This is a genomic window from Glaesserella sp. (assembly GCF_041817755.1).
Taxonomy (GTDB): Bacteria; Pseudomonadota; Gammaproteobacteria; order Enterobacterales; family Pasteurellaceae; genus Glaesserella.
The window spans coordinates 15,452-30,130 of sequence record NZ_JBGYBX010000021.1; the positions used below are offsets into that span (position 1 = coordinate 15,452).

At 43.8% G+C, this 14,679-nt stretch carries 12 protein-coding genes; 7 read left to right on the forward strand and 5 right to left on the reverse strand.

Annotated features, from left to right (window positions below):
• Positions 1–70 precede the first annotated feature (70 nt).
• Complete coding sequence (gene recB, locus ACEYKX_RS02110) at positions 71–3,658, reverse strand: exodeoxyribonuclease V subunit beta (protein WP_373767937.1); 3,588 nt, start codon at positions 3,656–3,658, stop codon at positions 71–73.
• A 123-nt stretch (positions 3,659–3,781) separates the two neighbouring features.
• Here recB and rep point away from each other — a divergent pair, with 123 nt between their 5' ends.
• The 3 genes from rep (at position 3,782) to ACEYKX_RS02125 (ending at position 7,529) form a co-directional block, all read left to right on the forward strand.
• Positions 3,782–5,803, forward strand: coding sequence for a DNA helicase Rep (gene rep, locus ACEYKX_RS02115; RefSeq protein ID WP_373767938.1), 2,022 nt, complete (start codon positions 3,782–3,784; stop codon positions 5,801–5,803).
• A 191-nt stretch (positions 5,804–5,994) separates the two neighbouring features.
• A complete protein-coding gene (locus tag ACEYKX_RS02120; RefSeq protein WP_373767939.1) occupies positions 5,995–6,333 on the forward strand; it encodes a hypothetical protein in 339 nt (112 codons plus the stop codon).
• 1,013 nt (positions 6,334–7,346) lie between these two features.
• Positions 7,347–7,529, forward strand: coding sequence for a hypothetical protein (locus tag ACEYKX_RS02125; RefSeq protein ID WP_373767940.1), 183 nt, complete (start codon positions 7,347–7,349; stop codon positions 7,527–7,529).
• A gap of 141 nt (positions 7,530–7,670) precedes the next feature.
• On the opposite strand, the gene tehB is transcribed toward ACEYKX_RS02125, so the two are convergent.
• The 4 genes from tehB to ACEYKX_RS02145 all read right to left on the reverse strand — a co-directional run bounded on the left by tehB (position 7,671) and on the right by ACEYKX_RS02145 (position 9,875).
• The gene (gene tehB / locus ACEYKX_RS02130) at positions 7,671–8,534 is read right to left on the reverse strand and encodes an SAM-dependent methyltransferase TehB (RefSeq protein ID WP_373767941.1); all 864 of its coding nucleotides are present in this window, start codon (positions 8,532–8,534) and stop codon (positions 7,671–7,673) included.
• Between the two features lie 169 nt (positions 8,535–8,703).
• Positions 8,704–9,198 carry a 4-hydroxyphenylacetate 3-monooxygenase, reductase component gene (gene hpaC, locus ACEYKX_RS02135; RefSeq protein ID WP_373767942.1) on the reverse strand — a complete coding sequence of 165 codons (495 nt, stop codon included), beginning with the start codon at positions 9,196–9,198 and terminating at the stop codon, positions 8,704–8,706.
• Positions 9,199–9,201: 3 nt separating this feature from the next.
• Positions 9,202–9,516 (reverse strand): HI1450 family dsDNA-mimic protein, encoded by a 315-nt coding sequence (locus ACEYKX_RS02140; protein WP_373767943.1) that lies wholly within the window; start codon positions 9,514–9,516, stop codon positions 9,202–9,204.
• An 8-nt stretch (positions 9,517–9,524) separates the two neighbouring features.
• Positions 9,525–9,875, reverse strand: coding sequence for a DsrE/DsrF/TusD sulfur relay family protein (locus tag ACEYKX_RS02145; RefSeq protein ID WP_373767944.1), 351 nt, complete (start codon positions 9,873–9,875; stop codon positions 9,525–9,527).
• A gap of 211 nt (positions 9,876–10,086) precedes the next feature.
• On the opposite strand from ACEYKX_RS02145, the gene ACEYKX_RS02150 reads away from it, so the two are divergent.
• From ACEYKX_RS02150 to ACEYKX_RS02165, 4 genes are all read left to right on the forward strand, one after another.
• Positions 10,087–10,893, forward strand: coding sequence for a DNA ligase (locus ACEYKX_RS02150; protein WP_373767945.1), 807 nt, complete (start codon positions 10,087–10,089; stop codon positions 10,891–10,893).
• 105 nt (positions 10,894–10,998) lie between these two features.
• Positions 10,999–11,268 carry an oxaloacetate decarboxylase subunit gamma gene (locus ACEYKX_RS02155; protein ID WP_373767946.1) on the forward strand — a complete coding sequence of 90 codons (270 nt, stop codon included), beginning with the start codon at positions 10,999–11,001 and terminating at the stop codon, positions 11,266–11,268.
• A 12-nt stretch (positions 11,269–11,280) separates the two neighbouring features.
• Complete coding sequence (oadA, locus tag ACEYKX_RS02160; RefSeq protein ID WP_373780389.1) at positions 11,281–13,107, forward strand: sodium-extruding oxaloacetate decarboxylase subunit alpha; 1,827 nt, start codon at positions 11,281–11,283, stop codon at positions 13,105–13,107.
• A gap of 8 nt (positions 13,108–13,115) precedes the next feature.
• Positions 13,116–14,423, forward strand: coding sequence for a sodium ion-translocating decarboxylase subunit beta (locus tag ACEYKX_RS02165; protein WP_373767948.1), 1,308 nt, complete (start codon positions 13,116–13,118; stop codon positions 14,421–14,423).
• The last annotated feature ends 256 nt before the right edge of the window (positions 14,424–14,679 follow it).

Below are 14,679 nucleotides of genomic sequence, written 5' to 3' on the forward strand. Positions count from 1 at the left end.
CGGTCTGATTTGTCGAGTTTTTTGCAAATTCAACATAACACTTAATAAATGATATTCGATTATTACACCACTACCCGAACAGCACGTCTATTTCTTCAATAAACTGTCGGCTTGGTTTTTCAAAAAATACGCCGCGGTTTGCGGTGCCGTCCATTCCGCGTAAAAAGAGGTAGGCAACCCCACCGAAATCCCGCTCATAATCATAATGCGCTCCCAAGCGGGAACGTAAATAACGGTGCAATGCCAGTGTGTAAAGCAGATATTGTAAATCGTAACGATATTGCCCCATTGTTTTTCGTAGATTTTCAAGCTGATAGTCCTGTGGAAGATAACCTAAAAAATTGGATTTATAATCCAGCAGATAAAATTTACCGTCTGCCTTCGCTATGCAATCTACAAAGCCTCGGACGAAACCTTCGACTTGATTTAGCTGTAAATCAGGCAAATGACGGGCAAGTGACGAGTGTTTTTTCAGCAACGCATTCAGCTGACCTAATGCCTCCGCATTCGCCAAACGCAAGTAAAATTGCCATTCATTTAAACGTTGGCGACTATCCAATGCTTTTAAACTTATCTGTTGATCGCCGAACGACGTAGACACTACCCGCTCAAGCCAATCTTGTAACGGCACCATCCATTCCTCACCCAAACTCAGCTGTTCGCAGACATGCCGAACGGCTTCCGTCGTTAGCGGCTGGCAAAAATCCCATTGCTCAAATAAAGTGTGCAATACATTACCGACTTTGGCACTATGCGGAAAACGATAAGGCGTATACGAAAATGCCGCGTCATCCGATTCCGTGATATCGACGGGTAATAACGAACGATCATTGTCCTGGGCATCATCGCTAAAAGCGACAAGCGGTGCGATCGAACGATGAATTTGCAAATAGTCGTTTTCGGCTTGCATCGCACTGAAACTGGTGATGAGTCCTTTATTACGAATCGAGCCGTTAAAGGTCGCGGCATTTACCGCCGTTTCACGATAAACCGTCGGTTGCCAATCATCCGTCGGCGGTTCCTGCGATAACGAAGTGACCGAACACGCAATCCCTTTTTGTTTCAATAAGAAAGCGGTTTCCTCTCCGCCGTTCGTACTCCCCAAACCGATTTCACCGTTACTCAACAAATAATGGAATGCCGACCAGCCTTTCTCAAACCGCATCGGCAAAATCATGTTGAGCTGGTATTTTGCCCGTGTAACGGCAACATAGAGTAAACGCAGATCTTCCGCAAATTCCGCTTGATTGATCGCTGTTTTCACTGCTTCTGACTGCGAACCGAAATCCCAACGGGCGACACGCTGTTCGTCATGGTAGATCACCATAGACTGACTTTTAGCCCCTTGACTGGCTTTACCTGCAAACGGCAACCATACAATCGGATACTCCAACCCTTTCGAACCGTGAATGGTGACGATTTTGACCAAGCTCTCTTCACTTTCCAAACGCTGCTTCTGTTCGTCCGATTGACCGTTCGGATTCGCACATTGCCGTTCGAACCAGCGCAATAAGGCGGACTCGTTTTCTAAATTCGGCATCGCATTTTGGAGCAACTCAGCCAAATGAAGTAAATCGGTAATCCGACGCTCGGCATTTTCCCCGGCGTTTATCCGTTGAATGATGCCTTGTTGCATAAAAATCTGGTGTAACATCGGTAACACACCTTGCTGTTGCCACACCTGATGATAATGTACGAAGGCATTTACCCGATTATCCCACTCGGTTTCATCATGTTTGAGCTGAAAAAGCTCTGCCGCCGTCAGCCCCCATAACGGTGTGCCGAGCGCCGACAATAGCGTTCGTTGATGATAAGGATTCAAACAGGCGCGCAGCAAAAACTGCAAATCACGAGCTTCTTGCGTGTCATACACGCTGTTGCGTTCGGAAAAAAACACGGATTGAATATGGCATGCCGCCAATGCCCGACGCATCAAGCCGGCTTGAGTATGGCTGCGTACCAACACCGTGATGTCTTTGGCTGCAAGCGGTCGGTTTTGCCCGTTTTTTTGCAAATATAATGTCCCTTGCTCCGCCTGTTTTAACTGTTGCTGAATATAATATGCGCAGTGTGCGGCAGCCTGCCGTTCGTCAAATTCGGGTTGCAAATAATAGTGAGTGTTCGCCGCCCCTTGTAGTCTCTCGTCGGATGCGGTCGAACTGACCGGGTGAAACTGAATCCCTCGATATAAAAACGGGCTTGCCGAACTGTTCGGCGGAAAGCCGAACAAGCGGTTCGTACTTTCCACCACATTCGGCAACGATCGCCAATTACGGCTAAGCGTGGCTTTTTCACTCGTCTGCTCTGCCGCCGCCAAATAGGTAAAAATATCGGCGCCACGGAATTTATAGATCGACTGCTTCGGATCGCCAATCATAATAAAGCCTTGATTACCGCGATTTTCCGGCATAAAAATACGGCTGAAAATATCATATTGCTCTTGGTTGGTGTCTTGAAATTCATCAATCATCGCGAACGGAAACAACGCTCGGATTTGTTCCGCCAAGGCTCTCCCTCGCTCACCGTGTAGCGCTTGATGCAAAAAACTCAACATATCACCGAAACTTTTTTCTTTATGGGTTTGCTTATGTTGAACCAACTTTTCGCGTAAACGGGTAAAAAACCGAAATTGCAGCATCGGTTTCTGCTTACCTTCAAATTGTTGTCGGTAAGCGGTCAGATAAGCGTCGATTTTTGCAAAATAATCATGAACGAGCGGCTCGGCGCTCTCTTCGGCTTTTTCGGTTAAGTATCCTTGAGAAAAACGGGACCAACTGTTGGTCGGAAAATCCGCCTGCTCACTTACCGCCCAATGGTTCAGTTCCTGTACCCAACCGTTAAGCCAACGCAATTGATATGCCTTGCGGCTCAATGATTTTTTTACGCCGCTTTTGTAGGTTTTCTCCAATTCCGCCGTGATGATTGCCACCATTTCTGCGCCGTGTGCCGTCCAGTGCGCTTTTGCGTCACGAAGAAATTGAGTGAAACGGGTGAAATAAGCGTCAATATCCGCATTTAACCATTGTTGATCTGCCGACAGCGCCGGCTGCGGACCGTACAGATAACCTTTGACAGCTTCCAAAGCGACATAAGGATTTTTTAACTGCTCGGCAACCGCTTGCGATTGCGCTAAATTCATCGGATAAAACAGCTCCCGCCATGTTTCTTCGCTTAAACGAACCAACAATTCATGCTCATCGGTTTGCAAGTCAAGATCAAAGCGCACCCCGGAATCAAAGGCAAACTGAAACAACATTTTCTGACAGAAGCTATCAATGGTAAAAATCGCCGCCAAATCCATGTCTTTCTCGGCGATACGCAAACGCAACAGCGCCTCCGACAAATGCGGTTTCACCCGCTGATATAACGCCAATAGAAACGGATCGTCCGCTAAGGCTTGCGATTCGCCGAGATGATATTGTTGAAATAAGGTTGCGACCTGCGCCACCTTCTCCCGAATACGATCGCGCAATTCTTGTGTCGCGGCTTTAGTGAAGGTGACAACCAGAATCTGCTCCACCATCAACGGGTGACAACCTACGCCTAACAACAGACGCAAATAAAGATTCACCATCGTGTAGGTTTTACCGGTTCCGGCGGAGGCTTCAATTAAAACGGAACGGTCTAACGGTAAGAAAAGGGGATCGAGTGTTTTCATCGCTCAGGTATTTACAATCATCAATAACCACAATTTTACCACCCAAAATACAAGCGGTCAGTTTTATTCGACAATTTGCAAAAAATCACTAAAATCGTACCGCTTACATCAAAGGGAAATACAATGAAACTGAATCCTCAACAACAACAAGCGGTAGACTATGTCAATGGGGCTTGCCTTGTGCTGGCGGGCGCGGGCTCGGGCAAAACACGGGTGATCATCAATAAAATTGCCCATCTGATTGCCCGTTGCGGTTATTCGCCGAAGCAGATTGCAGCGGTGACGTTTACCAATAAAGCCGCCCGTGAAATGCGTGAGCGTGTGGCACATTCTATCGGTAAGGAAAGCAGTCGGGGATTGACGATTTCAACCTTTCACACCCTTGGTTTTGAGATTTTAAAGCGTGAACATAAATTACTCGGCTATAAGTCGGGGATGACGCTGTTTGACGAACACGATCAGCTGGCGTTGTTGAAACATCTGTTGCCTGAAAATGTGACGGAAGATAAAGATCTTTTGAAATTGTTGGTGGCGACCATTTCTAACTGGAAAAACGATCTGCTTTTGCCCGAACAGACGATTGCTTTGGCAAAAAGCGATCGTGATCGGGTATTCAGCCACTTTTACGATCAATATCAAAATCAGCTCAAAGCCTACAATGCCTTGGACTTTGATGATTTAATTATGTTGCCGACCTTGCTGTTTAAGCAGTTTCCTGAAGCCAAAGAACGTTGGCAACAGAAAATCCGTTATCTGTTGGTGGACGAATATCAAGACACCAACACCAGCCAATATGAATTGATTAAGCTGTTGGTCGGTCACGAGGGCAATTTTACCGTGGTGGGCGACGACGATCAGTCGATCTACTCGTGGCGTGGGGCAAAGCCTGAAAATATGGGACGGTTGCAACAGGATTTTCCGAAGCTCAAGGTGATTAAACTCGAACAAAATTACCGTTCGAGCCAACGGATTTTGCACTGTGCCAACATTCTGATTGATAACAACGATCACTTGTTTGATAAACGCCTCTTTTCGCAGTTGGGCGAGGGTGAGAAACTCAATGTGATTGAAGCGAAAAATGAAGAACACGAAGCCGAACGCATTGTGGGCGAGTTGATCGCACACCGTTTTTCACGCAAAACCAAGTATAAAGATTATGCGATTTTGTATCGTGGTAATCATCAATCTCGCTTGTTGGAAAAATTGCTGATCCAAAATCGTATTCCTTACAAAATTTCAGGCGGAACTTCTTTCTTTGCCAAAGCCGAAATCAAAGATATGTTGGCCTATCTGCGTCTGTTGGTGAACCAAGATGACGATGCGGCATTTTTACGCATTGTGAATACGCCGAAACGGGAAATCGGGGCAGCGACACTCGAAAAATTAGGGCAACTTGCCAATGAAAAACAGGTGAGTTTGTTTGACGCGATTTTTGATTTTGAACTGATCCAACGTTTAACCCCGAAGCCTTATCAAGCCTTGCAGGATTTTGCTCGTTGGGTGGTGGAATTGTCCGATCAAGCGGTCAGATCCGATCCGAAATCGGCAATTCAGGATATGTTGGCGAAAATTCAGTATGAAGCCTATCTCTACGAAACAGCGACGACTCCAAAATCTGCGGAAATGCAAAGTCGCAATGTGCAAACGCTGTTTGAATGGGTTGAGAAAATGTTGGAAGGCGATGAACTCAGCGAGCCAATGAACTTAAATCAAGTTGTCACCAATTTGACTCTAAGAGATATGATGGAACGTGGTGAAGACGATGACGAAAGCGATCAGGTGCAACTGATGACATTACACGCATCCAAAGGGTTGGAATTTCCACACGTTTTCTTGATCGGAATGGAAGAAGGCATTTTGCCACACCAAACCAGTATTGATGAAGATAATGTGGAAGAAGAGCGTCGCCTTGCTTATGTCGGCATTACCCGCGCACAACAGACACTCACCTTTTCTTTATGCAAAGAACGCCGTCAATACGGTGAAGTGATTAAACCCGAAATCAGCCGATTTTTACTCGAATTACCGCAAGATGATTTGCTGTGGGAAAAAGATAAACCGCAGCTGACCGAAGTACAAAAAGAACAAAAAGTCTCCGACAATATTGCCAACCTCAGAGCCATGCTACAAGCGAATAAGCGATAATTTTGCAAAAAACCGGACAGAACCGACCGCTTACACTCTCATATAGCACAACTCCTACTGGTCTAATGAGCAAAATTTACACTTGCAAATCAAATGAGAATAATTATCATATGTTCGACTGTACAGTTACCGAGTGAAGATTGAGTGGAATTCAATCTGCTTTTCTAACCAAACTGTAAATGAAGTGATTTATGAAAGAACTAACAATGAACGAAATTAGTCATGTTTTCGGTGGTGGAAGCTATCATAATTGTACTGATGAAGGTTGTGCTGATGCATCTCAATGTGTAAAAAAAGAGAGGTACGGCAGTGATTCAGGTTTTACCAAAGATAATACGGAAAGAGTTATTGGAGATGCTACTACAATTGGAAGTATTATTGGATCTGGTGTAGGTAGTGCTGCCGGTCCTGTAGGAAGCATTTTCGGCGGATTATATGGTGCAGCTCTCGGCTATGCTATAGACAATAACTTACCTGTTTTTGATGCAGAAGCATACGGAGAATATATTAGAGATGTTCAAGTTTGGTAATGCAATAAAATATATTATGCCGTTAATTAGCATGATTACGGTGGGAATATTTCTTTTCTTATATTTTATCCTTATCTCGCCTTTAGAGATAGATAAAAAACATAAAGAATATCTTTTTATTTCTTGCGTTATCTTAGGTACTACTTTGCCACATTTAATCGTCTATTTGAAAAAGAAATTTTGCTCCTAGATTATTATGTAGATAGGTGCACAGTTATAGGTAAAGATTGAATTGAATCTTGAATATTATTACCTTTAACAGGAGAACTCTTATGAAAGCGGAAATCGCCCGACATCCTGACTACGAAACACCAGCAGGTAATATTATTAATAATGCATTAGGGTATTAATTCAATGAAATTTATGCGCCCAATATTTTTATATTAATAGTTCCTTTTATTATTGTATTTCTTAAGTTTTATACTGTTCTAGACAGAATAATAGCCATTTTATGTAGTTTTGTATTCTGTTTAGCCATTTATAAAATTTTAGGGATATTGGATGGATATTTAAATAAGCCTAACAATAAATAATCTCACTACAATAACAAGCGATCAAATTCTCCTAATAATTTGGGCATAGTAGACAAAACTTAGGAGAAAATTATAAGGATAATGTTATGAGAGAATTGCAAAATGGCAATATTCCGACTGATTAGTTATGAAAGATAAAAATGTATTTACTTTTGGAGTTCTAATAGCAGTAGTATTGATTCAACTATACCATAGTTATATAGAAATTCCCATAACATATAAAGTATTAATAGATATATTAATATTAGTATCTATACCATATCTGTATAGAAAAATATATTATTACTTTATTGAACTATATAAAAAACATACTTCATCAAAAAGTGACTAATCATAACAAATGGAAAAACACACCTATTTAGTATATATTCTATTCGGTTGGTTTTTCCATTTTTATTTGTGATATTAATCATATCTAAAATCAATTAGATTATGTTCCGACAAGAAGCTATAAATTATAGAAAATGGAAAAGTACCGCTGTGCTGATTTCTTCCGTGCCAAGTTGGGTGGTCTTTTCCGTTTCTCTCACTTTAATTATCGCCTTTATTTTATTCGTCACCTTTGGCAGTTATACCCGACGAGAAAATATCGTCGGGGAAATTACCATGCAATCAACATTGGACAGCGCAGATAGGATTATCAAGCTGGAACGAACTGTATAATACTCATTTTTCAGTCACAATCTTGTATCTTTGTGGCTTTTAAACGCAAATGTTTATATCAATTTTAGCGACAGATCAAATGACCGCTTGTCATTCCCTCCGCCCGTTTAACGGTAAGGCGGAGGCTCGGTGGCGGGCAACCTAGGCGATTTTTCTTGCTAACATCGTTGCGAAACGCATTTTGATACGGTTGCCGTTTTCATCGGTTTTATGCAGTTCACCAAGATCTTCGTTATATTTCACCAATTCCCACCCTTGATAATAATTTTTCAGTTCACCGGCTTTAAAAGTAAAGGAAAACGGCATCGGGCAAGGATAATCTTCCGTGCTCATGGCGCTGACGATTAAGTTATAACCACCGACTTTGGTGTTTTTTTGCATATTATCAATGATAGCGGGAATCCGTTCGCGGTTTAGAAACATCATCACGACAGTGGACACAATTAAATCGAATTCTCCGGCAAGATTGGCTTGATTAATGTCATATACGGCGGTTTGCATGTGCTCCAAGCCTTCTTTTTCAATCAGATAATTCAAAAATTGAATGCTTTCGGCGTTGTGATCCACGGCGGTCACATCAAATCCCAATAAATTCAGATAAAGCGCGTTGCGCCCGCGTCCGCAGCCCAAATCCAGCACCTTGCCCGACTGAATATGCTTGACGGCATTCAGCACCTCCGAATGAGTGGTTGTCAGATTATATTTTTTGGCGTAGTAATCTTCGGGGCGACAATAAAATGCAAGCCGGCATTCCAAATCGTCGGTTAACGCCGCCACTTTATGCCACACTTGCGGCGCAACGAACGGCGGTTGGCGGGCTTCGTCAAAGACCGTTTCGCTCACGATATCACCGTCTTCGTTCAATTCAACATAGTTAAGTGCGCCTTTTAGTACGGTTAACTTCGCCCACGTACCGACTTTGGTGTTATGTTTTTCCTGAAACATTTGCGGAAGGGAATCTTTTGTCCATACCGGCATTTGCTTATAGCAAATCAACTCTTGCATAATCTCTCCTTTACGTTATTTCTCTTATTCCAAACGGTCGTCGCACTTTTTGCAAATTGTTAAGCGAAACAGACCGCTTGCACGGTGCGTTGATCTTATCCTTTTTTACTCCGGAGGCAATAAAAAAACCGACTAAAATAGTCGGTCTTTTCTATCTGTTTGATTGTTATCAAATTTCGACACGCTTAAATTGCCGCCCGAAATACACCAAACTGTGATTCGGTGATGTTTGAATGTCCGCCAAACGCACGATAAAAACCGTATGGGTACCGACTTCGTGCGTATCCACAATATCCCCTTGCAAGGATGAAATGGCATGGCGCAACACCGGCTGCGCCGCATAGCCTTCATCCCAAATGTCCCAAGCAAAACGCTCCTCCATTGTACTCGGTAACATCGCAGCAAAATGTTTTGCCAACTCGTCCTGTTCATGATTCAGCACATTCACCGCCACTTTACCGTTTTGCTTGATAATATCGTGCAATTCGCTGCGTTGATTAATGCAAAACAGTAGCGTGGCGGGCGAATCGGTCACAGAGCAAACCGATGAAACGGTTATGCCGACTTTACCCGCCTCACCGGCACTGGTCACAATACTTACCGCCGCCGACAAATGCGCCATCGCCTCACGAAACTGTTGTGAAAATTCGGAAATATCCGCCATGCGTTACTCCTTCCAAATCACATGATATTCACGGTTGTCGGCATCATGTGAAATTAAGAAACGGGCGAAAACGTCTTCGATTTCGTCTTGATCGTTATACAGACTGACCCAAACTTCGACAAATGCATCCGGATCAATTAACGTGCCGATTTCCTCCTCCCAATTCTCGCCGGTATCGACGACTTCTACACCGCCACGTTCTTCAAATTGAAGATTAAAAAGTAAAATATCGGCGGGATCCAAATTCTCCGGCGCCATCTCTAAGAAAATATCGTAGGCAATATCAATTGCTTCATCGGGAGTCAGTTTTGTTGTCATTTCTACACCTAAAAGTTTAAGATTTTGTCGGCGTCTACCGTCCAATCGGCAAGCTCCGCAAGCGTACCGATTTCCACGCCCGCCGCAAGCGGTAAATCCGTTATGCCACGGGCATTGGTACAAGTTTTACACAATTTCACCGACGCACCTTGCGCCGTTAAAATCTCCAACATCTGTTGGACGTGATAGCCTTCCGCCGGGTTTTGTTTTGCCAATCCCGCACTCACGGCATCCGACATTAAAAATAATTTCAATTGAACGTCATGCTGCTCTTGAAGTTGTAAGGCAAGACGTAATCCGCTGAAAAACGTTTCGTTGCCGTAAGGCGCGGCATTGATGATAAACAGTAATTTTTGCATAACGGCTCTCCATTAGACGCAAGCGGTCGGTTATTGTTACATTTTTGCAAAATTTTCCCTAAAACAGACCGCTTGTCAACAACGAAACAAGTCGATTACCGATATTCAAGCGTTTTTTTCCGTTTTTCGATCACCGTCGAAAAACACGGTTTTCATTCGGATCTTTTTTGCGCACTTGGCTATAGTCATTCCGATTTTTAACGGAGGTTCTATGTGGCGCTTTTTTCTCTTCTTTTTTAGTTCAACGTTATGTGCTCAACCCTTTAACTTAATGTTATTGGAACAATACAAAGACCAAGAAGTGACCGGTTGGGTCATGAGCGAGAAACTGGACGGTGTACGCGGTTTTTGGGACGGTAAACAACTCATCAGCCGCCAAGGTTATCCGTTTTTACCGCCCGATTATTTTGTTCAAGGCTTTCCGCCCTTTGCGATTGACGGCGAGTTGTTCAGCGAGCGGGGGAAATTTGAGGAAATCTCTGCAACGGTGCGTTCCTCCTCGCCGAAAGGTTGGTATAAGCTGAAATTACATGTCTTTGATGTGCCGAATGCCGAGGGAAATTTATTTGATCGATTAAAGGTTCTACAAGATTACCTTGCGAAGAATCCAACACCTTATATTGAGATTATTGAACAAATTCCCGTCAAGGATAAAGTGCATCTCAATCAATTTTTTGAGCAAATTCAACAGGTTGGCGGTGAGGGCGTCGTGGTGCGAAATCCGGATTCACCTTACATTCAAGGGCGTTCGGCTCAAATTTTAAAGCTGAAAACCGTACTGGATGAAGAATGTACCGTGATTGCCCATCATAAAGGTAAAGGGAAATATGCCGACAAACTGGGCGCAGTGACTTGTGAAAATCATCGCGGGCGTTTTCGTATCGGTTCGGGCTTTTCCGATAAAGAACGGGATAATCCACCTGCCATCGGCACGTTAATCACCTATAAATATCGCGGTTTAACCCAAAGCGGCAAGCCTCGTTTTGCGACTTATTGGCGAATACGAACGGATCAATAAAGGTTATTTTGTAAAATTTTTGCAAATATAATTTGATTTAAATTATAGAAATGCTAACAAAATTGATCTACAGTACGAAAGGATTTCATCTTCGGAGAACTTTCTATGACCAATACCGAACTGATTACGGAAGGCATTAATCTGATGTTTGTCGGAATGGGATTTGTGATGTTATTCCTGTTCTTGCTGATCCTCGCCATTCAACTGATGTCGAGTCTGATTAATCGCTATTTTCCCGAACCGATGATTGAGACAACGCCATCCCCCTCTCAATCCCCACCGATTCACTCTAACACACCAAATGATTTAGAACGCCTACGCCCCGTTATTGTGGCGGCTATCGCGCATCACCGCCGTACTCAAGGTCTTAAATAAGAGGATTATAAAATGACTATTCAACCGAAAAAAATTGCTATTACTGATGTGGTATTAAGAGATGCGCATCAATCTTTATTCGCAACCCGTTTACGTTTAGATGATATGTTGCCGATCGCCAAATCCTTAGATGAGATCGGATATTGGTCATTAGAAGCGTGGGGCGGAGCCACTTTTGATGCGTGTATCCGTTTTTTAGGAGAAGATCCTTGGGTGCGCTTACGTGAATTGAAAAAAGCGATGCCGAAAACCCCACTACAAATGCTACTGCGCGGACAAAATTTATTAGGCTATCGCCATTATGCCGATGATGTGGTCGAACGCTTTGTCGATCGTTCCGTGGCAAACGGTATGAGTGTTTTCCGTGTATTCGATGCCATGAATGACCCTCGCAATATGAAATGCGCATTACAAGCGGTGCGTAAATACGGCGGACATGCGCAAGGGACGTTAAGTTATACCACCAGCCCCGTTCATACGACACAAACGTGGCTGGATGTCACCGAGCAGTTACTTGAAATCGGCATTGATTCGTTAGTGATTAAAGATATGTCGGGTATTCTCACACCAATGGCAGCTTATGATTTGGTCAAAGAAATTAAATCCCGTTATGATGTCGAATTACATTTGCACTGCCACTCCACCACCGGCATGGCGGAAATGGCATTACTCAAAGCGATTGAAGCAGGTGTGGACGGCGTAGATACCTCCATCTCCTCTATGAGCGGCACTTACGGGCACCCTGCAACGGAAGCGCTAGTCGCCACGTTACAACATACCCCTTATGACACCGGTTTGGATATTCCGCAATTAGAAAAAATTTCGGCTTACTTCCGTGAAGTACGTAAAAAATACCATGCCTTTGAAGGACAATTAAAAGGTGTAGATAGTCGCATTTTAGTCGCCCAAGTACCGGGTGGAATGCTCACCAACCTTGAAAGCCAGTTAAAACAGCAAAATGCATCGGATAAATTAGACTTGGTGTTAAAAGAGATCCCGGAAGTGCGTAAAGATCTCGGTTATATTCCGCTAGTCACCCCAACATCACAAATTGTCGGCACACAAGCAGTGATTAACGTACTTATGGGCGAGCGTTATAAAAATATTGCGAAAGAAACAGCGGGTATCTTAAAAGGCGAATACGGACGCACACCTGCACCGGTCAATACCGAATTACAAGCCCGAGTGTTAGAAGGTAAAGCACCGATTACCGATCGCCCTGCGGATCATCTTGCGCCTGAAGTGGAAAAATTAACCACTGAAATTACCGCCCAAGCCAAAGAAAAAGGCATTACATTAGCTGAAAATAGTATTGATGATGTATTGATTGTTGCACTCTTCCAACAAGTCGGATGGAAATTCTTAGAAAATCGTGGCAATCCAGATGCTTTTGAGCCAGTTCCTACCAAAGAGAGTACCAAACCAATGGCACCAAAAGCAGAAAAACCGGTAGCACAAACGACGGGTTCCGCGGTTTACACCGTTGAATTAGAAGGCAAAGCCTTTGTCGTGAAAGTCAGTGAAGGTGGTGACATCAGCAATATTGCGCCAATAGCCTCCCCTGCTCCAACTCAAGCTGTTGCCCCAGTTGCAAATTCTGCGCCACAAGCGACCGCTTGTGGTAACGGCGAGCCAGTCAATGCACCGATGGCAGGAAATATCATCAAAGTTGTAGTAAATGAAGGACAGCAAGTCGCTGAAGGTGATGTATTACTCATCCTTGAAGCGATGAAAATGGAAACCCAAATCTGTGCGGCAAAATCCGGAACAGTACAAGGCATTAAAGTGAAAGCAGGTGATGTAGTCGGCGTGGGTGATACGCTGATGCAAATCGCCTAGGGGGAAATATGGAAAGTTTGTCAGCATTAATTCAAGGCATGGGGATCATGCACCTTGAGCTAGGGCAAGCCATTATGATTGCTATCAGTCTCTTGTTGCTATGGCTCGCCATCGCCCGACAATTTGAACCGCTGTTGCTGTTGCCTATTGGATTCGGGGGCTTGCTCTCGAATATCCCCGAAGCTGGTTTAGCCATGACGGCTCTTGATAACTTGCTTCATCACGGCACGACACAGCAACTTGCGATGGTCGCGGAAAAATTGGGTAGCCAAGTCGATCCAAACGCCATTAAGGAAGCATTAGGTTTAGCCCTGCCATCAGTTCGCCATGAGCTTGAAGTTCTTGCGGGAGATTTTGGGTACACATCTGGTGTGTTAGCCCAATTCTATCAAGTGGCAATTGGATCGGGTGTTGCGCCACTGGTGATCTTTATGGGGGTCGGTGCGATGACTGATTTTGGACCTTTACTTGCGAACCCGAAAACCTTGCTCCTTGGTGCAGCCGCTCAGTTTGGGATTTTTGCGACTGTACTGGGTGCTGTGGGATTAAACTGGCTTGGCATTATTGATTTCACTCTGCCACAAGCCGCAGCGATCGGTATTATCGGTGGTGCGGATGGTCCGACAGCCATTTACCTTGCGAGTAAACTGGCCCCTGAGTTATTAGGCGCAATTGCCGTTGCAGCTTATTCCTACATGGCGTTGGTACCATTAATCCAACCACCGATTATGCGCGCATTGACGACTGAACAAGAGCGTAAAATCAAAATGGTACAGATGCGAAATGTCAGTACCCGTGAGAAAGTATTGTTCCCGATTGTGTTATTGGTTTTAGTCGCATTGCTATTACCGGATGCCGCTCCACTGTTGGGGATGTTCTGTTTTGGTAACCTCATGCGTGTCAGTGGCGTAGTTGAACGACTCAGCGATGTTTCTCAAAATGCCTTAATCAACACCGTCACCATTTTCCTTGGTTTATCCGTCGGTTCAAAATTAATCGCCGATAAATTCCTACAACCACAAACCTTAGGAATCTTAGCGCTAGGTATTATTGCCTTTGGTATTGGTACTGCAAGCGGTGTGATTATGGCGAAAATCATGAATCGCTTTAGCAGTAAAAATCCAATTAATCCACTGATAGGTTCTGCCGGCGTTTCTGCCGTACCGATGGCAGCTCGCGTATCCAACAAACTTGGACTTGAAGCCGACAAACAGAATTTCCTGTTAATGCACGCCATGGGGCCGAATGTAGCTGGAGTGATTGGTTCTGCGATTGCAGCCGGGGTAATGTTGAAATATATTGCATCAATACAATAATCTTTCTGATAAAAATACAGGTAGAATAGTGGTTTTTAACTATATGAGTATAAGCTGAAACCACTATTTTATCCTTCTAAACTAGGTTATGTTTAATTTTTTACCATTCTCTTTTCCAACATTTGCAAAATTCCCCCGCAATCCGACCGCTTGTCAGCCTCATTCTTCTCTTCTTTTCTTCTTCTGTTTCATTACTTTCGCAAAATAAAAAAAACCGCAAGCTATCTCTAACTTGCGGTTTCTCTCGTATTAAAAC